A 22,739-nucleotide genomic window follows, 5' to 3' on the forward strand; every position below is an offset into this window, starting at 1 on the left:
ATACAATGAAGATAGTTGAACATGTCGATTGCGGAAAGGGACAAGGAGTACCATGAGAATTCATTGTCTGCAAAACGATCCGCTGGTTGATCCCGGCTTCATCGCCGACTGGGCCAGTGAAAAAAACTACCCTCTATCAGTTACGCGCGTTTATGCGAACGATCCGTTTCCAACGAATGAATCGTTTGATCTTTTGATCATCCTGGGCGGTTCCATGGGCGCGTATGAGGAAGATCTGCACCCGTGGCTCGCGAAAGAAAAAGCGTTTATCCGCGAGACGATCGCGCAAAACGCATTCGTGCTGGGGATATGCCTCGGCATCCAGCTGATGGCGGAAGCGCTCGGCGGCCGGGCGTACCGCCATGCCCATAAAGAAATCGGCTGGTGGTCAGTTCAGCTTGCAGAGAAAGCAAGATACGAACCGCTGCTGCAAGACTTACCGGAAGCCTTCCCGATTTTTCAATGGCACGGCGATACATTCGACTTGCCTCCGGGTGCAGTCCCTCTGGCCACAAGCTCGGCCTGCGCCAATCAGGCGTTCCGCTATGGTGAACGCGCGCTGGGTATCCAGTTCCATCCCGAATCGACCGGCTCCGGCATCTCCCTGTGGGTGAAAAAGTTCGCGGCTGACCTGAAACCAGGCGGTTACATCCAATCGGCTGCCGACATGATGGCGCAAACCGCGAAGCTTGAACAAGGCAAATCTGTGATGTACACCTTGCTCGATAATTTTGAACGCAGTTTTCAAGAACAACATGCGGTAAAGCAATGACAGCTGGAGGTGACCCCGATGGGCAAAACGATCATGGACGGCCTCGAAATCGTCCTTGCAAACTGGAAACGGATGCAGTCAAGCGATCTGGACGAGGCAGGAGACGATGCCGAGCAGTTCGAGGCATCGTTTTACAGATGGATCGATCAGCTGCGGACCTGGTATCGTGGCCTCGATCACAAGCCTGCTGATTTGGACGAGGCGCTCGCCATAACCGAGATTGCCGCGATTACTGAGCGCTTGCCGACGACGCTGTACTTGAATTTCGAGACCGAGCTGGAGCTGATTATCGAAGGCCAGGAACGCGACGACGATGCGCGGTACGATTGACGTTGCACCAAATTAGAAAACCTGGCTACGCCAATCTTTTTGGCGGAGCCGCGGTTGCCCTTATACTGGATAAGAATTTTATAAATTCTTATCTGTACAAGAAACCATGCAAGCATGCCATTGCGGCGTACGTGCATGGTTTTTTTCGTGTATTTACTCGCCCGAGAGTCCGACATTCATCCTGCGCGCACGCGCCTGCTTCATGAAGTGATAGCCGATCGAGCACAGAATGGCCAAGACGGCGACCGCGGTCATGCCCCAGAAAATCTCCGCGTACACATCTGTCAGCGCGATCCCTTTTTGCGAGGCAAGTGTGCTGCCGGTCACCGCGACGCTAAATGCGCCGCTGAAAAACTGAGTCAGCTGGAACAAGCCCATTCCCGCGCCAACTTCCTCTTTGTGCAAAATGCGAGCCATCTCATTGGACACGCTCGTCGTTAACGCGGAAAACCCGATGCTGAGCAGCATGTAGCTGACCATGATCGCGTAGAAGGACCACCCAACCAACAGCGCAAACGTCGCAGCTGCCACCAGGAGCAAAAGCGGCGCATAGCGTAGCAGCAAATCGTTTCCGTAGCGGTCGATCATTTTGCCGATCCAGTTCGATGCCACCATCGAGATGATCGCGCCAGGGAAAATGATCAGCCCGGACTCGCCCGGCGTCAGTGCGAACATATGCGCCAGCACCTGCGGTAGCAAAAACAGCGTCGCAAAATTGTTGATGTACGAAACGATACCGAGCGAGCTCAACATCAAATACGGCTTATTGCGGAACAGTGCCGGCGATACGAACGGATTTCGCGCCCGGTGGATGCGCACCCAGAACGACAGAAGTGCTACAAGCCCGACTGCGAGCATGAGCCAGGAGCGGCTGGTCAAATACAGCAGCAATCCGGTTGTCCCGACACCGATGAACACGGCGCCGACAAAGTCGAACGTCCCCGCCTGCGCTTTTTCCTGTGGCAGAAGGCGGTAGAAAAACGGAATGAGGAGAAGCGAAATGCCTGTTACGAGAAACAAGCTGTTCCAGCCTAAAAACTGAGTGATCGAGCCGCCGATGACAGGTCCGAGACCCAACCCGAGCGAGCTTGCCGACATGATAATCGACATCGCCCTGCCGTTGCGGGTAATCGGAATAAACCGCGTCACCAGCACGATGGCCAACCCAGGAACCGCAGCCGCGCCTGAAGCTTGCAGTAAACGTGCGCAGAGCAGCATGAGAAAATTGTGGCTGAAAAAGCCGAGGATCGACGCTGCGCCCAAACACGCAAGTCCGATGGTGAACAGCTTGCGGATCGGCACGAAATCAGACAGCCGCGTATAGGTGATCGCGGAGATCGCAAACACGATCGAGTAGCCCGTCACAATCCATGACGCTCCAATCGAAGTCAACCCGAATTCCTGGGTGATTTTGGGCAGTGCCAAATTGAACATCATCGTATTCATGACGATGATGATGACCGTAAATCCCAACAGACCGATGACCAATCCTTCTTTCATCGCTGCTCCCTGCTTGGCGGTGGCCGCCTGCGGAAGTGTGTCTTCTTTACTCATAATGCCTCCTTTTTATGTTGAGCTGTCCTAGCCTTTGTTGACGGCTGCCAGACAGCAGATTGATGGTGCCGGAATCGTGTTATCGCTATAGTTCGATAACATTAGAACAATAGAATAATAACACGGCAGTTAGCTTCCATCAATTGTTAATTCACTTAAAGAAAGCATTTGAGCATTAGAAAACCTGGCTACGCCATGTTTTTTGTCGGAGCCGCGACTGGATAAGAATTTTATAAATTCTTATCTGTATAAAAAACAGGCCCGTGCTTTACACGAGCCTGCTCTTCTTTTCCATTCCTTATTTCTTTACAACGACCGCTTCCGTCCCCAAAAGCAGCGTCTGATTGTCTTTCCAACCAAGCGTCCGTGCCTCTGCCGTTTTACGCTCCAGCACGACGGCGCCGTTGGCCGTTTTCGCAACGAATGTCACATAAGCGCCCGTTTCCGGATTCACCATGCTGACCGCTGCCAAACTGCCGTCCGGCGACAGGCTGAACGATTGCGGTGCCAGGTATTCGTTGCGTAGGCTGGTCACCAGCAAGTTTTTCTTGATGTTTTGCACCGGATTGAGACTGATCATCGAGAAGGCATACTGATTACCCAATTTGACCGTTTCGCCGAATACAGGCTGCTTGGAAGATGTCATCCCCAGATATTGCTGGTCATAGGTCTGAACTGAGCCGTAAATGGCACGCGGAACTTCCAGTATCCGGCTTGTTTTCCAGTTTACCAAGTGGACGCGGTCCGTGCCCATGAAGCCCAGGTCATAACGCGAATTGCCGACCTCCAACAGCGCATAATCTGGCAATCCTTGCAAAACCTTCATGTTTTTCACTTGGAACGTCGTTTTGGCATAGCTTGCGTGGAAATTTTTATTGACCATGTCGACCGTGTAAAAGTTGCCCTTACGCCCATCGAGCAGCAGAACGTTGTTAGCGTCAATCCAGTCGGCATGCCATTTATGGAGCATTCCGACGACGCTTTCCGCATAGGTCGCGCGCGCGCGGATCATGCCGAAAATCGGTTCGAATACGTGTTTATCCGGTGTAATGACACCGATCACGCCTTCATGGTTTTGCGCATTTTCAGCCATATAGAACGCTTTTTTGCCATCTGGCGACCATTTCAAGGTGTATGCGCCAAAGCCCTGCTGCGGCATGTTGGTCACTTCTGCAAAGGTGCCGTTGGCATTGAGGACGAGAATGTGATCGGTCAATGTGTTTCCGACCTGTTCCTCAAACCAGATCAGGTACCGCTCTGGTTGTCCGGGCACCGGGTAAACATGCGGTGTCAAGAGCACGCCCATTTTGGCCGTGTACAGCACCGTCAGCTTGTTGTCTTTGGTCATGATCATTTGCTTCATGTTGCCATTGCGGTATACATGCGTTTTGCCGCTGATGTCACCGATGTAGCTCGCTTCCGACCAATCTGTGCTGACAGGCGTGGCCGCTACCGGATTTGCGTGTATGAGTCCCGCAGGTGAAACTGCGAGCAAACAGATGGTCATTAATGCTGGAACCAGGCGTTTCATGTTGATCCTCTCCTTTACGCTGATGCAACTATGGTTTTGTCCTTCATGGTACCACAATTACCCAGAAACAAATATTCTTGATTTTCAGCCACAAGAATGGCTATTTCCTCCCTGTTTGACGATGTAGGATTGGAAAACGTTACATGATCGTGCTGATCTTGCCAAAAAGGACTGCCCGCCAGCGTAGGAGGCACAAAAAAACCGGCCCCCCAATGGAAGGACCGGTGTTTCCTATCATGCCTTTATCCCAGCAATCGTTTGATGATTTCGTTTGTCACATTTGGCACGACCTCGGCCGAGAACTGGATCTCCATGCGCTCGTAACGGTTATGGGCATCGTAGCCGTACGGGCCGATGTTGATGCACGGAACGTTGATGTCGCGGATATCCTGATATTCCACGTAATGCTTGGTACCCCAGCTTGGGTTGTTGTCCTCGATGGCGAGAATTCCCTCCTCATCATCGCTCAGTGCCACACAGCTCATGTCGCAGACGTACGGGAAGAAGTTGCGCATGACGATCGGGTGCGGATAGTGTGGCTGGACGACCTCCACGGCTTGCTCCAGCGCATGGATCAGGTTTTGCTCCCGCTCGTCCTTACCAACCAACTCGATACGCGGCGAATACAGCGACGAATAGAACAGGATGATCGCCGGGCTCTTGTCTTTCATCCACTTCCATTCCTCTTCCACCACACGGGCCGAGAACATGCGCACATCAAGGCTCTTGTCCTTCAATAGCTCGTCCTTAAATGCTTTCATGTGAGTCAAGAAACGGTCGCCGTGCTCTTCAACCAGCTGTTTTTTCATGTCCTCATAGATCAGCACACGCGTTTTCCACGGCAGCTCTTTCCACGTTTGTCCGCTCCGCTCACAGAAGATGCGATGGCGCTCGCGCAGCAAGGAAAGAGCATTTTCAAAGGCAATTTCCGCCTGCTCCTTCAATATCCCCAGCGCTTTTTTCGGTGACCACGTATGAATGAAAAAGTTGTAGTATACATAAGCGGACAGCGCCGTCTGAATCGTATAGGTCGGCTTGAAATCGGTCTGCTTCAGCGAAACCGGCGGCACCGGCGTCTCGCCGTACGCCTCGTCGCACAAATCGGGATTGTAGCAGATTTGTCGCGTCAGCTCCGCTGCGATGAAGTTGGGATCGAGTCCTTCAAAGGCAGAACCGGCGTGCGTTTCATAGCCAGTGATCAAAAAGGATGGCAGCAGCTTGCCCACGGTGCCTTTATAGATGTAGCGGTTCGGGTCGCCATCAAAGCGCGGCGCCACGAAATCGGAGTTGATCAGCGCGATATAGTCGAAACCATGCTCCTCGCGCCATTTTTTCAAATCTTTGAGCGAGGAGAGCACGCCGTGTGAGCTGTCTTCCTCGTCGCATTCGGCCAGGAGCACCAGATTGCCCACCAGCTCTTCAGGATGCTCGGCGTAATATTTCAGCAAAAAGACGTGGCTTGCCACCCCAGCTTTCATGTCACAGGTTCCGCGGCCAAAATGCCATTCGCCTGAGTCGAGCTGCTGCTTGACCAATGCAGGCAACGGCTCGTTTTGCAGCGCCTTCATCAGCTCCTGCGGATGGCAGGCGACTTCCTTCAAATGATTGTAGTCATCGATGCCGACCGTGTCCGTATGCCCCATCAAAATCACGGTTTTGTCACTCGGCTGTTTGGTCCCTTTGACGAAGGCGAGCACGTTGTAACGCTCTACCTCGTCGTTTACCGTGCGGGACATGATCAGTTGATCGGGATGCTCCATAAAATATGGGAATGATTGCAAATGTTTGTACAGGTGTGTCGATACGGCGATTTCGCCTTCTGTATTTACGACGCTTTCCACTTTTACCAGCTCATCTGTCACGCGCATGATTTCTTCGCGACTGTTCAACATTCCTAACACCCCATCATCTATAAAATTTGCTGCAAAAACCGCCGTGTCCGTTCATGCTTGGGATTGCTGAAAAAGTCCTTCGGATGGCCTTCCTCCACCATCTCGCCATCTGCCAGCATGATGACCCGGTCCGCCACTTCGCGGGCAAAGCCCATCTCATGCGTGACAACCACCATCGTCATGCCGTCGCGGGCCAAATCTTTCATCGTGGCCAGCACCTCGCCGACCAGCTCGGGATCGAGCGCCGAGGTCGGCTCGTCGAACAGCATGACATCTGGCTCCATCGCCAGCGCCCTCGCAATCGCCACACGCTGCTTTTGCCCGCCGGACAGCTGCTCCGGATAAAAGTCTGCCTTGTCGGTCAATCCGACGCGCTGCAAGAGCTCCCGCGCTTTCTTCTCCACTTCCGCCTTGCTCCGCTTCTTTACATGAACCGGCGCTTCCATCACGTTTTGCAGGACGGTCATGTGCGGAAACAGGTTGAAATGCTGGAATACCATCCCGACATGCTCGCGCACCTTGTTCAGATTCGTATGTTTGACATCGATCAGCTGCCCACCGATCTCAATATCCCCGCTGTCCTTCATTTCCAAAAAGTTCAGGCAACGGAGCAGCGTGCTTTTCCCCGAACCGCTGGCCCCGATCAAGACGACCACTTCCGATTTTTTGATTTCCAAATCGATGCTTTTCAAAACTTGCAGGTTGCCAAAAGACTTGGCCAATTTGCGCACCTTGATCATACCGATACCTCCGTTTGCTTGGCTTGGCGCCGCGCTCGCACTTTGGTCGTGTCCAGCCGTTTTTCCAGCCTGTTTAGAAGCAGGGAGAAGATCGCGACAAGCGCGAGGTAGTACATCCCGACGACAAAGTACGTCTCAAACGGCATGTAGTTTTCCGCTTGCGCAGACAGCGCGTGGTTGAACAGCTCGGTGACGGCGATGTACGCGACGAGCGACGAATCCTTCAGCCCGATGATGAATTGGTTGCCAAGCGGCGGGATCGCCCGCTTGAACGCCTGTGGCAAAATGACCTTGCGCATCGCGAGCCCGTAAGGCATGCCGAGCGAGCGCGCCGCTTCCATCTGGCCGCGGTCGATCGATTGGATGGACCCGCGAAAAATCTCGGCGATGTACGCGCCCGAGTGGATGCCGAGCGCCAGCGCGCCAGCCGTGAAATCGTTCAAAACGATTACGCTTGAAATACCATAATACAGGAACATGACTTGCACGATCAACGGCATGCCGCGCACGATGAAAATGTACGTATCGGCAATCTTTTGCAGTACAACGATACCCGAAACTTTGAAAAAAGCAAAGATAAGGCCGATCACCGATGCCATTGCCAATGAGACAGCCGTAAGCGTAATAGTCGTCCAGGCCGCCTTCAAAAACTCTAGGCCATGGGTGAGGAAAATGTCCGCAATGCTTTGGAAAAAGGCCATCTGCCCAGCACCTCCAGCGAGAATGAAATTCAGATCGGGGGTGTTACAGTACGTAAGGTGCGCCCCATAAGGAAGCGCACCGATTGTTCGGAGGTTTACTTCAGGAGATTGGCACCGAACCATTTCATGCTGATTGTTTCATACGTGCCGTCATCTACCATCGACTTGATCGCCTCGTTGATCTTTTTCGTCAACACCGGATTGTCCTTGTTGACAGCGATCGCGATGTTTTCCTTGTTGAGTACGTCACCGATCGGCTTGATTTTCAGCCCCTGCTCCTTGATGGCAGACGTTCCGACGACACGGTCCGTGATAACGGCGTCGACGCGGCCTGGCGCCAAGTCTTGCAAGGCGTAGATGTCGCTTGGGTATCCTTTCACCTTCTCTTTGTCCGTCAAGGTGACCGCGGCTTCCTTGTGCGTGGACGCTTGTACAACACCGATGATTTTGCCTTTCAGATCATCTTTAGACTTGATCGTGTCGTTCGTATCCTTGACGAAAATCTGTCCGCCCGAGATGTAGTAGGGATCAGTGAAGTCCACCTGTTTCGCGCGCTCCTCCGTGTGGGTCATGCTGCCGATGATTGCGTCGTATTTTTTCCCTTTGAGTCCTTGCAGGATGGTTTCCCATGGGTTGGTCACCGGATTCGGTTCAAGACCTACGCGCTTTGCAATCTCTTTGCCGATCTCAACGTCAAAGCCGGTCAGCTGTCCGTTGGTATCTTTGTAGTTCAGCGGTTTGATCAATCCGCTCATCGCAAAGGTCAGCTTGCCATCTGCAACCAGCTCCATCTTTTCTTCTGCTGCGGGCTGGGCAGGTGCGCTTGTCCCGCTGCTGCTCGTGCCTTCCGTCGACGGCGCAGGTGTCGCTGGGGCAGAAGAGTTGCCTCCGGAAGAGGCTGGCGCCGCATTGGAGCCGCAACCGCTTACAATTGTGAGTACCAAGGAACAGGCTAACAGCACGACAGGTAAAAACTTCCTTTTTTTCATTCTGATCCCCCTAGCGATTTTGTGATATAATTATATATTTGTGTCTCATATTACATCGTTTTCTCTTGAATAAAAAGTACAAATTTTCAGCTATTTCTATAAAATATTTTTACTCTATAAACTTACCTCGCTCCACGCCAGACGAACAAACGGAGCTAGACTGGGCTATGGAGAGCATTGCCCTCTCCATGCCCAGTCTGATGCTACCTAGTTTTGTACAGTCTTTTTCAAATAGGCCCGCCATGTAATCGCCCATTGCGACGGATCATCCAGCACGGATTCCTCGATCCGGTGGCATGTGCTGTTATGCGGCGCCGTTTTGACGATCTGCGGATTCGTATACGCCTCGTCGGAGATGTGAGCGAGCGCATTTACGTATTCGTCAATCTCCGCTTTGGAATACGACTCGGTCGGCTCCAGCGTGAACGGCTCCGGCACATAGTACGGATGATGGCTGGTCCAGTAATGGTGGGCGAAATCCGCCATGCGGCGCTGCACGTCATACGTGTTGACGCCGGTTTCCTGCTTCAGCTGCTCCCAGCTGTAGCGCACCTGCTCCAGACGGCGACCGTTAACAAACGGTGCGCTGGCGCCGCGGATTTGCAGCACTTTGTGATACAGATAGTTGTTGTTCAGGCAGGCGATTTTGGCAACCTCGACGAGTCCTTCTGCGCCCAGTGCGCGAACCCAGGCATAGGCACGCAATACCGCTGGTGGTACGCCGTAAAAGCTGCGGACTTTACCGATCGAGTTTTTCAGATCACGCTTGTAGAAATAACGCTCCCCGTCGAATGCGACAACCGGCCCCGGCAAAAATTCCTCCAGCTCCTTCACCACGCCGATCGCGCCTGTCGCGGGTCCGCCGCATGCGTGTGGAATCGAGAACGTTTTGTGCAGGTTGAAGAAGCACATGTCGAATCCGGCTTCTTTGGCGCGGGTGATCCCCAAGAGGCCATTGGCGTTCGCCTGATCATAGCAGCACAATCCGCCTGCCGCATGGACGATGTCAGTGAATTCTTTGATGCGGGAATTGTAGATGCCCGTATCTTCTGGATTGGCGACCGCAAAGGCAGCCGTGCGCTCGGAAACAAGCTCCTTGAGCTTTTCGATATCAGGGTAACCATTCTCATCTGCAGGGCAATAGATGATCTTGAAGCCTTTGACAGCCGCTGTCGCCGCTTGCGACGGGTGGGAGAAGTTGGTCGTAATGTATTCGTTCCGCTGATGCTCGCCGCGCGACTCAAAATATTTGCGTACGATCGATGCCTGCGTGAACAACGCCTGGGTGCCGCTTCCCGGGTTGAAAGAAAAAGCATCCATGCCGGAGATTTCGCGCAGATCGAGATCTAGCTTGTAGGTCATTTCCATCATACCCTGCACCGTAGACTCATCCTGCAACGGGTGCAGCTCTGCCATTTTCGGCGAACGGGCAAACCGCTCGTTGATTTTAGGCGAATACTTCATCGTGCACGTACCTTGCCCCATCTCGACGTTAAAGTCAGCACCAAGCACTTCCTGAGAAATGCGGAAATAGTGACGGATGACGCGCATTTGGCTAATTTCCGGCAGGTTAGGCAGCTTTTTACGGGCAAGCCCTGCCGGGATTTGCGAGATACCATCGCCGACTTCGTCGATGATCCCTCGCTCGACGAGCGGAACCTCCACACCACGCTCGCCTGGCTGGCTCAATTCGAAAATGACCGGCTCATCCCATTTTGCCTGATGAAAACGTCTCACTCTATGTTCACGGGGAATTCGTTTCATATATTCATCGTCTCCTTCGCTCTTCTTTCGCTTTACAGCACGCTTTTCACAGCTGCAACGAGGGTGTCGATCTCGTCTTTGCTATGCACCTCTGTCACACAGTAGAGGGCCGTCTGGCCAAGCTCCGGATAATGGGCGGACATGTCAACGCCGCCAAAAATACCGTTTGCCAGCAGTGCCTCATTGATCTCTTTGACGGTTTTGCCCGTTTGCGTGAAATCAACGACGAACTCTTTGAAAAACGGCGCATTGAATTTCACGCCGACGCCCGGCAGCTCCGCTAGCTTTTTGGCCGCGTACTGGGAACGCTGCATGATGCCTTGCCCCACCTCTTGCATGCCGTATGGCCCCATCGTTGCGAGATAGACGCCTGCGGTGATGCCCCAAAGCGCCGTCTGTGTGCCGACGGATTCCTTGCCTTTTTCCCGTTTGGCAAAAGACGTGCGGTCGTACGCCACGTCACCGAAGCCGTATTCTCCTTCTACCTCAGTCGGCGCGATTCCGAACAGGCGGGACGGGTATTCCATGACAAACGTCGGGTCATCATGCGTCGCGATGAAGCCGGACTGTCCGCCGCCGTAATGCATGTGGACGCCGAGCGGCTGCAAATCGCCGCAAACGATGTCGGCTCCATAATTGGCCGGCGATTCGAGTACGCCGAGCGAGATCGGATCGACGCCCACTACGCAAAGCGCGCCTGCCGCGTGTGCCAGATCAGCGATCTCTTGCCCGTTCATCTCCAATGTCCCGAGGAAAGTCGGATTTTCGAAGTAGACAGCAGCTACGTTGTCATTTAGCGCCGCCTTCAGATCGTCGAGGCACAGCGCGCCCGTCTCATCCTGATAATCGACCAATGTCACCTTCAGATCAGGAGACGTGTAGTTTTTGATGATCAACAGCTTGTCGGGATTGATGTTGCGCGCAACCAACAGCTCCGTGCGCTGCGTGATTCGCGCCGCCATCCGCAGCGAGGTGGACGCCGCTTGCGCCCAGTCAAAGGTCGGTACGTTGACGACATCCATATCGACCAGCTCTGCCACCAAGCTTTGGTACTCGAACAGCGCCTGGAAGCGCCCGTGGTCCTCGTACGGCTCACCAGCGTACGCGGTCAAAAATTCCGAGCGGGAGTTCACCTCGTCGCACACGGCTGGAATGAAATGCGGCCAGCAGCCTGCTCCCAGAAATGAAATGTTTTCCTTCGTCGTGATGTTTTTGTTCATGAGCTTGGTGACGTGGCGCTCCAGCTCATATTCCGTCATCGCATCCGGTATGTTCATCGCTTCCTTGAGCCGCAGCTCAGCGGGAATGTCCGCGTAAATCTCTTCAATATCAGTAAGGCCAATCTCGCGCAGCATCTGTTCTTTCACTTCCGGCGCAGAGTTGGGGATATACGGGTGTGCAAAATGTTTTTGGCTCATCTTTTCATTACCTCCAATTTGCAAACATTCAGGAATATTTGAAAGCAAGCTCCCTTACGCCAATCCGCCGCCATCGACGACCAACACCGAGCCGGTCACCCATGCGGACAGATCGCTGGCGAAAAACAGCACGGCATTCGCGATGTCGCGCGGCGTGCCCAGCCGCTCAAGCGGCCTTCCCTGCGCAGACGATACAAGAAAGGAGCTTTCATCTTTATTCAATTGGCGCGCTTCCTCACGCAACAGCGGCGTATCGGTATCGCCCGGGGAGACACAATTGACGCGAATGTTTTCCGGGCCGTGGTCGATCGCCATCGCACGGGTCAGGTTGACGACGCCCGCTTTTGCTGCACAATAGGCAGCCGCCTTGTCCCCGCCTTTGATTCCCCAGCCGGAGCCCGTATTGATGATGCTGCCCCCGCCGTTTTTGGCCATGATCGGGATGACGAATTTGGACAGGTTGTATGCTCCTTTTAGCGAAACATCAATGACCAGGTCCCAATCCGCTTCCTCCAGCTCGACGACGGTTTTGCGGCGGATGACACCCGCGTTGTTGAACAAAATATCGATGCGGCCCGCCTGGTCTTCAATCGCTTTGGCGACCCGGCTGCACTCTTCCTGCGACACCACATTGCAACGGTGGAATGTTGCTTTACCACCCTTCGCTTCAATTTCGGCGGCTGCTTTTTCCCCAAGCTCTTCATTGATGTCCAGCAGCATGACATGAACGCCGAATTCGGCCAGCCGCGCGGCAGTGGCGAATCCGATCCCGGACGCCCCCCCTGTCACCAGCGCAACCTTTCCTTCCAATTGAAAAACATCATTCGTGCTTAGCATGGTCGATTGCAACCTCCCCTAGATGAGCTAACGTAAGCTTTTTTATTGGGTCTCGCTGTCTGCCTGATTCATAATGCAAACGTCATGCCAACATGTGCGAGCGATGCTCGAACTGATGCGGACCGCTGACAGCGAGGCTTCTCTTTTGTATTTTCACACGCCAGTACTGCTACAGCCACAAATTGCGCCGTTTTTCTTTGCCATTCGTGTCATGACAGTTGCCATTTTTGACAAACCTGTCCTTGCCACCAGAAAGTCATTTGACAAAACTGACAATTCGTTTGTCATTTTTCGCAATGTTATATAAACTAAAAGCAATGCGGGAGCTTGCAAATAGCCCCGTTTCAATTGGGTGGGTTCCGTATGAGAGCGAGGGATAGAAATGGTTTCGCTTGATCTTTTCAAACCTGCGATTGAAAAAGTGATAACTGGCTTTTCCGACATTTTGAATGTGGACGCTGCCGTGATTAATGGAAACGGCCAGCTTGTCACCAGCACCGAGCGCTATCTGAAGCAGAAAGGCGCCCTCGTCCACGTTCCTTCTATTGAATTGGTGTTGTCACAAGGGCAGTATTTGGTGGACAAACCAGGGGCGATGGATATGTGCACAGGCTGCCGATTCAGCACGCATTGCCCTGCCAAAGTAGAGCTGCTTAGCTCGATCAAGGTGGCCAATCAGCCGATCGGCGTCGTCTCCCTTACCTCCTTTACAAAGGAAGGGCAGAACCGCCTGTCTAAAAACACCGAAAAATATCAGCAAATTCTGACGGAAATCACTGAAATGATCACCACGATCATTCATCTCGAACGATCGCCGTCAAGCCGAGAGCCTTACTCCCTGCTGTTAGAAGAAACGCTGCATGCCGCTTGCGATGCGTATTTGACGTTTGACCGGAACGGCAAGCTCGCATTTCACAATGCCGCTGCCGACTCATACCTGCGCAAGCATCATCTGCAGCCCGATGACCTTTCGCGGATGTTTTCACCGTCACTCGCGGTCGAAGGAGACGGACCGCTACCGATTGCAAACTGTCTTGGCGACAAGCTCGGCGCCCCAATCGAGGCATCGCCGATTATCGTGGATAACCAGTTTGTGGGTGGCGTGCTCAAAATCGTGGCCGACCGCCCCCAAGCGGTGCCAGCGGCGTTCCCTCGTCCTGCATTACCGAACAGGGGCAGTCTGGATAAGATCATCGGCACAAGTCCTGCCGTCAATGCCTTGAAGCAAAAGACGGAAAAGATTAAAAACAGCTCCTCGACCGTGCTCATTACCGGGGAAACCGGCACGGGAAAAGGGCATCTCGCTCGAGCGATCCACGAAGCAAGTAATCGGGCATACCAGCCGTTTGTCGCGATCAACTGCGCCAGTATCCCGGAAAACTTGTTCGAAAGCGAATTGTTCGGCTATGAAGAAGGAGCGTTTACCGGAGCGAAAAAGGGTGGCAAACCCGGCCGCTTCGAGCTGGCTCACGGTGGCACGCTGTTTCTCGATGAGATCGGCGACATGCCGCTTGCCATCCAGCCCAAGCTGCTGCGCGTCCTACAGGAAATGACGCTGGAACGCGTCGGTGGCACCCGCTCGATTCCAATCGACGTGCGCATCATCGCCGCGACCAATCACGATTTGGAAGAACTGGTGGCTCAGAAAAAATTCCGCGCCGACCTGTATTATCGACTGGGCGTCATCCCGATCGCGATCCCCTCGTTGAGGGAGCGACTGGAAGATGTCCCGCTTTTGGCCGAATCGTTCCTGCACAAGTGCGTTGGCAAGACAGGTAAGGCGATCCATGCGATCTCGCATGAGGCGCTCGAACGACTGCAGCGGTATACATGGCCTGGCAATGTGCGCGAGCTGGAGAATGCAATCGAGTATGCGATGAACATGGAAAGCGAAGACGTACTGACCGCCGACAGCCTGCCCGACCGCATCCGCATGCAGCAGACCGTCCCAGCAGTCCAAGCTTCGCCGATCAAGGCCAAGCTCGCGGATGTGCAGATCGAGGCCATCCGGCAGGCGTTGCAAAAGCATGGCAGCGATTTAAAAGGGAAGCAGGAAGTGGCGCGGGAGCTTGGGATCGGGATTCGGACGCTGTATCGCAAGCTGAAGGCGTATCAATTGACGTGAGAGCCTCTCGCCAACAATAAAAGACATGTTGTTGTTCAAGGAAAATAAGAATTAGAACTATTCAATCCTGCCGTACGAAAAAAGCCAGTCTAACCCTCTAATAAAGGGTTAGACTGGCTGGGTTCATTGAACGAGAAACTTACTTGTATACATCCGACACTATTTTCAAAAAAGCCTGCAACGCATGTGTTTTATAAGCATTTTTCTTCACAACGATACCAATTTTCCATGGGATATACTGACTGCTGATCTCTTTTACACAAAGATTCTGCCCGCCCATTTCGATTAATGGACTTGGAACAATAGCCACTCCTAGTTCTTTACGAATTAATTCCATTAACAAATCCCACTGCGTTGTACTATATGCAATACTCGGTACGAACTGCTCCTTACGGCAACTATCCAGAACCACCTGACGCAAAGCAAATGTATGATCAAACATTATCCAGTCGTCTTGTTTCAGTTGTTCAAGTGAAATCTGCTGTTCATCTTTTAACACATGATTTATTGGCAAACAGGCGACAAACGATGCCTCAAAAATAAGCTTTTCTTCTAGTTCATTGCTTTGTGTAGGGATCACGACAAAAGCTACATCGACTTCCCCCTTTTCAACGAGCTTTTCTATACTCAATCCCCCTTCTTCAACAATTTCAAGTGTTACCTCTGTATACTTCTTTGAGAAAACTTTCGCCACTTGTGGAAAGAAAAAGGTACCAATAATTTGTGGCAGTCCAATTTTTAAATGCCCTTTTACATGCTCGTTCATATCTTCAAGCTGTATTTTTAACTCTCTCATTCGCTGCAACATTGTAACCGCGGTTTCATAGAAAAGCTGACCTTCATCAGTTAAACGAATAATTCGATTAGTACGCTCAAAGAGTGTTACGCCAAGCTTTTTTTCCAACCTTTGAATTGTTTTCGTTAGGGCTGGTTGTGCGATAAATAGCTGCTCACTAGCTTTAGAAAAGCTTCCACTTTCAACAATTGTTTTAAATACCTCAAAGTCTCTTACATTCATCGGTTTTCGCCATCATTCCTTTTGGGCATATTCAATATGATTATTATATATTTCATATTATAGACGATTCCTCTTAAAATTAGGAAAAGGAGGGATCCAGATGACAACGTGTAAAGTTGCTGTCGTTCAGGCCGGTTCAATCGTTATGAATAAAGAGAAATGTATCACCAAGGCAATAGCGCTTATCCAAGAAGCTGGGGAACAAGGAGCGAATATTATTGTTTTTCCAGAAGCATTTATTCCAGCTTATCCACGTGGAATGAACTTTGGAGCTGTAGTAGGAAGCCGTTCTGACAGCGGACGCAATGATTTTTTACGCTACGCAAAAAATTCCATAACTGTACCGGGACCTGAAATGGATGAACTAGGCGAAGCAGTGAAAAAAGCAGGTGCCTATACGGTTATTGGCGTAATTGAACGCGATCAAGAAACAAGCGGAGGCACACTTTATTGCACAGTTATTTTCTTCGGTCCAGATGGAAAACTGCTGGGTAAACATCGAAAACTAAAGCCAACAGGTAGTGAACGTCTCATTTGGGGTGAAGGGGATGGCAGTACACTCCCCGTTTTTGATACACCCTATGGCAAAATTGGTTCTCTGATTTGTTGGGAAAACTATATGCCTCTAGCACGTACTGCTATGTATGAAAAAGGTATACAGATCTATATTGCACCTACTGCTGACTCACGTGATACTTGGTTTTCTTCTATGCAGCATATTGCGATTGAGGGACGTTGTTTTGTTTTATCATGCAATCAATATTGTACGAAAGATATGTATGAAGAGGATTTACTAGAAAAAGAGGAAATGCAAAAAATGCCTTATGAAATCACGCGTGGTGGAAGTTGCATCATAAATCCACTTGGGAAATTTTTAGTAGATCCTGTATTTGGAAAAGAAGAAATCCTGTATGCGACTCTAGATTTAGACGACATCACACGTGGTCAATTTGATTTTGATGTAGTTGGACACTATAGTCGAAAAGACGTGTTTCAACTAATCGTTAATGAAGAAAAGCAATAGTATTCCTTATTAGATATTGCAAGAATCTATCGCGAACGATCATTTTTGTGAAAATTACAAATAAAGCCGATTTCCAGCATATTGGAATCGGCTTTTCCATGTAAAAATCAACGAAAAGAATAGCGTTTTTAGCCTTCCAACGCGAACCGGATCGCCTCTTCCGCATGCAAATACGTCGTATCGAAAATCGGCACCACGACATCATCCTGTGATACCAAAAGCGTTATTTCGGTACAGCCGAAAATCATGCCTTCCGCTCCACGATCAACCAGCTTTTGCATGATACGACGGTATTGCTCGCGGGACGATTCCTTGATCTGGCCTGCGCACAATTCGCCGAAAATGATGTTGTGAACAGTCGCGCGGTCGTCTGCTTCCGGCACGATCACTTCGATGCCATGCTGCTTCATCCGCTCGATGTAAAAGTCCTGCTCCATTGTGTATTGGGTCGCGACCATGCCGACTGTGCGCTTTCCTTGCGCCAAAATTTTGGCCGCGGTGACATCCGCAATATGCAGCAACGGAATGTTGACAGCGCTTGCCACCTCGTCGGCGATTTTGTGCATCGTATTGGTGCAGATGAGAATGCAGTCCGCCCCTGCGCGCTCGAGCCCTTGGGCTGATTCCGCCAAAATGGCAGCTGCCCGCTCCCAATCTCCCGCCTTCTGACAATCGACAACCTCTTGGAAATTGACGCTGTGCAACAAACAGCGTGCGGAATGCAAATCTCCTAGTTTTTCGCGCACCAGCTCATTTATAATACGGTAATAGACCGCTGTAGACTCCCAGCTCATTCCGCCGATCAGACCAATTGTTTTCATCATCGTCCCTCTTTTCGTCGCACTTGTTTCTTTTACATTATCGCGGGTCTATCTATCGGTCAAATGATCGTTTCACATAGTTTACATGAGCAAAACATCATGTATCTTCGACAGAAAGGGCGCTTCCAATGACACTGCTTCAGCTACAAGTTTTTCTCTGCGTTGTGGAAACCGGCAGCTTTACCAAGGCGGCGGAACGGCTCAGCATGACACAGTCCGGGATCAGCCATATGATCTCCGGTCTCGAAGAAGAGCTGGGTGTCGCGCTGCTTTCCCGCAGCCGCAAAGGCAGCAAAATGACCGAGGCCGGTGAAAAGCTGTGGGCCCATGCGCGAGCGATCATGCAGCATGTCGACCAGATTCAAGACGAGATGTTCGCTTTTCGCGGTCTGGAGCGGGGGACCCTGCGCATCGGTACGTTCCCCAGCGTTTCGGCACGTTTTTTACCGAGCTTGATGGCCCTATTCCAAGTCCGCTATCCCGGCATCGAGCTGATTTTGTTCGAGGGGACCAATCAGGAGGTACGCAACTGGATTCATACTGGCGCCGTCAACGTCGGCTTCGTTTCATTGCCGGATCAAGAATTCGACACGACGCCGGTGATGAAAGACGAGATGCTGCTGCTCTTGCCTGCAGACCACGAGCTCGCCGGTCAGGCGGCGGTTCCCGTCAGCCAGATTGCCCATGACCCGTTCATCCTGACACGAGCTGGCTGCGAAGGCCTGGTGCTGTCGATGTTCCGCCCTGCTGTGCCGCAGGTGAAATATGAAGTGCAGGATACAGCGACGATTTTGGCGATGGTCAAGCAAGGCTTGGGCATCACGATCCTGCCGCAGATGGCACTGCCCGATGACAGGAAAGGCATCAGCGCCGTTCGTCTCGACCCGCCTGTCTACCGGCACCTCGGACTCGCTGTCCAGTCGAGTGCCGCCGCCTCGCCGGCCGTTCGGACGTTTATCCGAGAAGCGGAGACGTTCGGATGTTCCTTGATGGCAGTGACTGCGCAAAAATAAGACTTCACGTGCAAAACACATTGGAAAGGGGGAACCGCTCTTGGTCAGCCTTGGCACGTTGCTCACATTCGCGTTTGTTTCGCTCGGCATGGTTTGCTCACCCGGCCCCAACATGATTTACTTGCTGTCCCGCTCGATTTCGCAAGGCCGCACAGCTGGCTTCATCTCGCTTTTAGGCGTTGTGCTGGGTTTCTTCGTATACGTCATCGCCACTATGCTTGGCTTGTCCGCCCTATTCGTAACCGTCCCTTATGTTTATGAAGCAATCAAATGGGCAGGGGCGCTCTATCTGCTCTGGCTCGCATGGAATGCGGTCAAGCCAGGGGCGGGCTCCATCTTGCAGCCACGACCGCTGGCGGTTGAGCCGCCAAAAAAGTTGTTTTTGATGGGCTTCATGACGAATTTGCTGAACCCCAAAATCGCAATTCTGTATGTGTCGCTTTTGCCCCAGTTCGTCGATCCTGACAAAGGGTCTGTACTCTTGCAAAGCGCAACGCTCGGCCTGATCCAAATCGCCGTCAGCTTTACGGTTAACCTGATGATCGTATTGGTGGCGAGCAGGATCGCCGATTGGTTCGGCATGCGGCCGACATGGCTGCGCCTGCAGCGCTGGATCATGGCCGGCGTGCTGACTGGACTTGCTGCGCGCCTTGCATTCGATCGCAGATAGGTGGGCAGCCACCGCACCACTTGCAAAATAAAACAGCCAGCCACCTACAATGGTGACTGGCTATCCGTCGTTCTTCTATTTAAAGCGGTTGACCGTCCGAAACGCGAAACGGAACCGTTTTTCTTTTCTTCAGCTTCAAACGGGTTGCACCGATACCACCCAGGATGATCGCATTCCCCACCCACTGAACAGGCGTCACAGTTTCCTGCAGCATGATCCAGGACAAAAATACCGTGGCCGGGAGTTCAACCGAACCGAGAATACCTGCCAGAGCTGACCCGATCTTGGGCGTCCCGGCTGCAAAGCATAGGTTGGGAATCAATACCGAACAGCATGCAATGATGAGTCCCCAGTACCACAGACCACCTACAAAGGCACCATCGGTAAATGGTGTCGGGCGAAACAATACCCAAACCAGCAGTGTCGCGCTGCTGTTCATAGTCAAGCTGCGCATCCACGGATTGACCTGCACCGCGATGCGTCCGCTCGCCGCAATGACGCCGCTATACGTAACGGCTGACGAGAGACCGAATGCCACACCATATAAGGACAAGCCTGAGAGGCCCACTTTGACCACATTGCTCGCCATCGCAGTCCCGATCAGCAGAAGCACCACCGAGATGATTGTTTCCGGAGCAGGCCGCTTCCGTTCGATCAGACATTCGATGAGTACGCCAATCCAGATGAATTGAAAGATTAGCACAATGGCGATGGAGGCAGGCACGTGCTGTAGTGAAATTTGATAAAAAATACCTGTCATCGCATTCAGCGTACCGGCTAGCAACAACTGCACCAGCTGTTTGCGGTTTACTTTCTCCCATTGGCGGAAGAGCGTCGTGCCTACGAGCAATAGCATAAATCCCGAGAGCAGCTGCATTCCCAGCACATCCGAAAATGAGTAGCCGCGCTCATACGCCATCTTGATCGTAATTGACACAAAGCCGTATACAATAGAGCCGAAAATCACGAGTCCAATTGCTTTCCACTTTTGATTCATTTCGTTTTTTGCACCTTTTTTCTGCTGCTTTTGTCTAGTCGCAAGCTTTTTTACACAACCTTGCTATTGTAGCATACTTTTCGCTTGTACTTTATTTGTAAAAAAATTAAGATATAGTAATGTTTTGCCCGTTAGGTAAAACCATCGCGGTTCGAAAACTCCCGCGTTATCAAAACTAGGAGGCGCATCATGTTTAATTTTTGGTATGGCATTATTTTTGTTCTCGTCAATTTTTTCTTCTTCCTCATCTGTTACCGCATGTTCGGTAAAACCGGGCTGTACGCCTGGGTCGGCGTCGCTACGGTGCTGGCTAACATCCAGGTAGTCAAGACCATCGAGCTATTCGGGTTCGTGATGACACTGGGCAATACGATGTACGGGACGATCTATTTGACGAGCGATTTGCTCAATGAGAAGTATGGGGAAAAAGAGGCGAAAAAAGCGGTCTGGTTCGGCTTTTTCACGTTGATTATGACGACGGTCATCATGCAGATGGTACTGCTGTTTCAGCCGCAGGAAGGCGATGTGGCCCAACCTGCGCTGCAGACGATCTTCGGTTTGATGCCGCGGCTGGCGCTTGGTAGCCTGTGCGCATATGTAAGCAGCCAATTCATCGACGTCAAAATTTACTCGTTCCTCAAGCGGGCTTTCCCAAAACGGGAGCAGCTGTGGATCCGCAATAACGGCAGCACGATCATCAGTCAATTGATCGATACCCTGATCTTTTGCACGATCGCTTTCGCTGGCTTCTACCCAGCAAACGTCTGGTTCGATATCTTCATTACGACCTATTTGATCAAATTCGTGATCTCGGTTGCGACAACGCCGGTTTTGTACATCGCGCGCAATTTCACCTTTACCGGGGAACGGGCGAATTCATAAGAAAGCACGAGGCTCTCTGTTCGCAGGGAGCTTTTTCTTGTTTTCGTCCCACAAAAGCGATACCTGGGTATTTTGGAGTTTTTGGAAGGGGATTGAAGTATTTTGTCGAAATTCCACTAATTGAAGGTTTTTACGCTTATCTACTAAACGTATAATTCAAAGAGACTCATGAAAAGGATGCGTTTCCTTTCATGAGTTTTTGATGTTTGGTTATCGATTTGAATTGCCAGCCTCAGGAGGAAATCACATTGGTCTTTAGTTCCGTCAGTTTTTTGTTTTTCTTTTTGCCGCTAGTCCTTGCCTGCTATTTTGCCGTTCCGTTTCGATTTAAAAATACGATTTTATTGATTTTCAGCCTGCTCTTCTACGCCTGGGGTGAGCCGCGGTATGTTGTTCTCATGGTTTTATCCATTTTGATGAACTACGGCTTCGGGAGATGGATTGATCAAGCGGAACATCCTGAAAAAAAGAGGCCCGCGATTTTAACGTTCGCAATCATTGTCAATATTGGACTTCTGAGCTTCTTTAAATATGCGAATTTCTTCACAGATGTTGTGAATCAAGCCCTGCAAACGAATTTTCATGTAACACCTGTGCCGCTGCCGTTAGGCATTTCGTTTTATACATTTCATGCACTTAGTTATCTCATTGATGTTTATCGAAAAGTAGAAAAAGCGCAACGCAATCTGTTCAATTTGGCGCTTTATATTACTTTTTTCCCGCAGCTTGTCGCAGGCCCTATTATTCGCTACAATTCTGTTGCCGAACAGCTTGGAAAGCGCGTATTCTCTTCCATTCAATTCGCAGAGGGAATCAAACGATTTCTTTTGGGATTGGGGAAAAAAGTGCTCTTGGCTAACCCGCTGGGCTTTGCAGCAGACACCATGTTCGCAACGCCTGCGATGGATCTTTCAACAGGAGGCGCCTGGGTTGGAATCATCGCCTATACGTTGCAGATCTATTATGATTTTTCTGGCTATAGTGATATGGCGATCGGTTTGGGGAAAATGTTCGGCTTCGAGTTTGCGGAGAATTTCAATTATCCTTATATTTCCAAAAGTGTTTCCGAGTTTTGGAGACGCTGGCACATGTCTCTTGGCAGCTGGTTTCGAGATTATGTGTATATCCCGCTCGGCGGAAGCAAGGTAGCAACATGGAAAATCTACAGGAATTTATTGATCGTGTGGGCTTTGACAGGGTTGTGGCATGGGGCGAGCTGGACGTTCATTGCTTGGGGAATTTACTACGGAATCCTAATCGCTCTGGAAAAGGCTGGTCTCGAAAAGATGCTTCTCAGACTCTATCCTTTCAACCACGTTATCGTGCTGCTGCTTGTCATGATCGGGTGGGTTTTCTTTCGTGCCGACAACTTTGGGTATGCAACGGATTTCATCTTGGCCATGTTCCATTCACGCGGTAACCCAGTATTCGATTCCCAAGCGCTCGCACTGTTATCGATGAATTGGATTCCGTTTTCCATTGCGATTCTTTTCGCCGCACCGATATTTCCCAAGCTGCAAAAATGGCAATTCGGCAAGCCGATCAGACAAGTACAGACCGTTTTCGCCTTGCTGTTCCATTGCTTCCTCTTTGTGGAAGTAATCTTGTATCTGATCAATTCAACCTATAACCCTTTCTTGTATTTTCGATTCTAGCTTATC

General features: G+C 51.3%; 20 protein-coding genes. 8 read left to right on the top strand and 12 right to left on the bottom strand.

Annotated features, from left to right (window positions below; all coding sequences use genetic code 11):
* The first annotated feature begins 52 nt into the window (after positions 1 to 52).
* Together EDM56_RS10705 and EDM56_RS10710 are read left to right on the top strand one after the other, a co-directional pair.
* Positions 53 to 772, top strand: a complete 720-nt coding sequence (locus tag EDM56_RS10705; RefSeq protein WP_122917896.1) for a type 1 glutamine amidotransferase — start codon at positions 53 to 55, stop codon at positions 770 to 772.
* A gap of 18 nt (positions 773 to 790) precedes the next feature.
* A complete protein-coding gene (locus tag EDM56_RS10710) occupies positions 791 to 1,102 on the top strand; it encodes a hypothetical protein (RefSeq protein ID WP_122917897.1) in 312 nt (103 codons plus the stop codon).
* A gap of 153 nt (positions 1,103 to 1,255) precedes the next feature.
* Here the strand turns inward: EDM56_RS10710 and EDM56_RS10715 are convergent, their stop codons facing one another.
* The 9 genes from EDM56_RS10715 to EDM56_RS10755 form a co-directional block, all read right to left on the bottom strand.
* Positions 1,256 to 2,656: an MFS transporter gene (locus tag EDM56_RS10715; protein WP_122917898.1), complete on the bottom strand. Its 1,401-nt coding sequence runs from the start codon at positions 2,654 to 2,656 to the stop codon at positions 1,256 to 1,258.
* Between the two features lie 298 nt (positions 2,657 to 2,954).
* Positions 2,955 to 4,187: a hypothetical protein gene (locus EDM56_RS10720; protein ID WP_122917899.1), complete on the bottom strand. Its 1,233-nt coding sequence runs from the start codon at positions 4,185 to 4,187 to the stop codon at positions 2,955 to 2,957.
* Between the two features lie 242 nt (positions 4,188 to 4,429).
* On the bottom strand, positions 4,430 to 6,079 hold the full coding sequence (locus tag EDM56_RS10725; RefSeq protein WP_122917900.1) for a M20/M25/M40 family metallo-hydrolase: 1,650 nt from the start codon (positions 6,077 to 6,079) through the stop codon (positions 4,430 to 4,432).
* Between the two features lie 17 nt (positions 6,080 to 6,096).
* A complete protein-coding gene (locus tag EDM56_RS10730; protein ID WP_122917901.1) occupies positions 6,097 to 6,819 on the bottom strand; it encodes an amino acid ABC transporter ATP-binding protein in 723 nt (240 codons plus the stop codon).
* Positions 6,816 to 7,520, bottom strand: a complete 705-nt coding sequence (locus tag EDM56_RS10735; protein ID WP_122917902.1) for an amino acid ABC transporter permease — start codon at positions 7,518 to 7,520, stop codon at positions 6,816 to 6,818. The genes EDM56_RS10730 and EDM56_RS10735 overlap by 4 nt, the downstream gene beginning before the upstream one ends.
* Before the next feature lie 95 nt (positions 7,521 to 7,615).
* Positions 7,616 to 8,509, bottom strand: coding sequence for an ABC transporter substrate-binding protein (locus EDM56_RS10740; RefSeq protein WP_122917903.1), 894 nt, complete (start codon positions 8,507 to 8,509; stop codon positions 7,616 to 7,618).
* A gap of 207 nt (positions 8,510 to 8,716) precedes the next feature.
* Complete coding sequence (gene gcvPB / locus EDM56_RS10745; protein ID WP_122917904.1) at positions 8,717 to 10,273, bottom strand: aminomethyl-transferring glycine dehydrogenase subunit GcvPB; 1,557 nt, start codon at positions 10,271 to 10,273, stop codon at positions 8,717 to 8,719.
* A gap of 32 nt (positions 10,274 to 10,305) precedes the next feature.
* Positions 10,306 to 11,691 (bottom strand): aminomethyl-transferring glycine dehydrogenase subunit GcvPA, encoded by a 1,386-nt coding sequence (gene gcvPA / locus EDM56_RS10750; RefSeq protein ID WP_122917905.1) that lies wholly within the window; start codon positions 11,689 to 11,691, stop codon positions 10,306 to 10,308.
* Positions 11,692 to 11,745: 54 nt separating this feature from the next.
* Complete coding sequence (locus EDM56_RS10755; RefSeq protein WP_122917906.1) at positions 11,746 to 12,528, bottom strand: SDR family NAD(P)-dependent oxidoreductase; 783 nt, start codon at positions 12,526 to 12,528, stop codon at positions 11,746 to 11,748.
* Between the two features lie 382 nt (positions 12,529 to 12,910).
* Here EDM56_RS10755 and EDM56_RS10765 point away from each other — a divergent pair, with 382 nt between their 5' ends.
* Positions 12,911 to 14,653: a sigma-54 interaction domain-containing protein gene (locus tag EDM56_RS10765; protein ID WP_122917908.1), complete on the top strand. Its 1,743-nt coding sequence runs from the start codon at positions 12,911 to 12,913 to the stop codon at positions 14,651 to 14,653.
* Between the two features lie 139 nt (positions 14,654 to 14,792).
* Here EDM56_RS10765 and EDM56_RS10770 read toward each other — a convergent pair whose 3' ends face one another.
* Entirely contained in the window at positions 14,793 to 15,671 is an 879-nt protein-coding gene (locus EDM56_RS10770; protein WP_122917909.1) for a LysR family transcriptional regulator, read from the bottom strand.
* Positions 15,672 to 15,771: 100 nt separating this feature from the next.
* On the opposite strand from EDM56_RS10770, the gene EDM56_RS10775 reads away from it, so the two are divergent.
* The gene (locus EDM56_RS10775) at positions 15,772 to 16,695 is read left to right on the top strand and encodes a carbon-nitrogen hydrolase family protein (protein WP_122917910.1); all 924 of its coding nucleotides are present in this window, start codon (positions 15,772 to 15,774) and stop codon (positions 16,693 to 16,695) included.
* Positions 16,696 to 16,823: 128 nt separating this feature from the next.
* Here the strand turns inward: EDM56_RS10775 and EDM56_RS10780 are convergent, their stop codons facing one another.
* Positions 16,824 to 17,516 (bottom strand): aspartate/glutamate racemase family protein, encoded by a 693-nt coding sequence (locus tag EDM56_RS10780; protein WP_122917911.1) that lies wholly within the window; start codon positions 17,514 to 17,516, stop codon positions 16,824 to 16,826.
* A gap of 128 nt (positions 17,517 to 17,644) precedes the next feature.
* Between EDM56_RS10780 and EDM56_RS10785 the strand changes: the two genes are divergently transcribed.
* Together EDM56_RS10785 and EDM56_RS10790 are read left to right on the top strand one after the other, a co-directional pair.
* Entirely contained in the window at positions 17,645 to 18,529 is an 885-nt protein-coding gene (locus EDM56_RS10785; protein ID WP_122917912.1) for a LysR family transcriptional regulator, read from the top strand.
* A 40-nt stretch (positions 18,530 to 18,569) separates the two neighbouring features.
* Positions 18,570 to 19,199, top strand: coding sequence for a LysE family translocator (locus tag EDM56_RS10790; protein ID WP_122917913.1), 630 nt, complete (start codon positions 18,570 to 18,572; stop codon positions 19,197 to 19,199).
* Positions 19,200 to 19,278: 79 nt separating this feature from the next.
* Here the strand turns inward: EDM56_RS10790 and EDM56_RS10795 are convergent, their stop codons facing one another.
* Entirely contained in the window at positions 19,279 to 20,196 is a 918-nt protein-coding gene (locus EDM56_RS10795) for an EamA family transporter (protein WP_122917914.1), read from the bottom strand.
* A gap of 189 nt (positions 20,197 to 20,385) precedes the next feature.
* On the opposite strand from EDM56_RS10795, the gene EDM56_RS10800 reads away from it, so the two are divergent.
* Together EDM56_RS10800 and EDM56_RS10805 are read left to right on the top strand one after the other, a co-directional pair.
* Entirely contained in the window at positions 20,386 to 21,078 is a 693-nt protein-coding gene (locus EDM56_RS10800) for a queuosine precursor transporter (RefSeq protein WP_122917915.1), read from the top strand.
* Between the two features lie 248 nt (positions 21,079 to 21,326).
* Positions 21,327 to 22,733, top strand: a complete 1,407-nt coding sequence (locus tag EDM56_RS10805) for an MBOAT family O-acyltransferase (RefSeq protein ID WP_122917916.1) — start codon at positions 21,327 to 21,329, stop codon at positions 22,731 to 22,733.
* The last annotated feature ends 6 nt before the right edge of the window (positions 22,734 to 22,739 follow it).

The organism is Brevibacillus fluminis (assembly GCF_003710825.1).
Classification (GTDB): domain Bacteria; phylum Bacillota; class Bacilli; order Brevibacillales; family Brevibacillaceae; genus Brevibacillus_D; species Brevibacillus_D fluminis.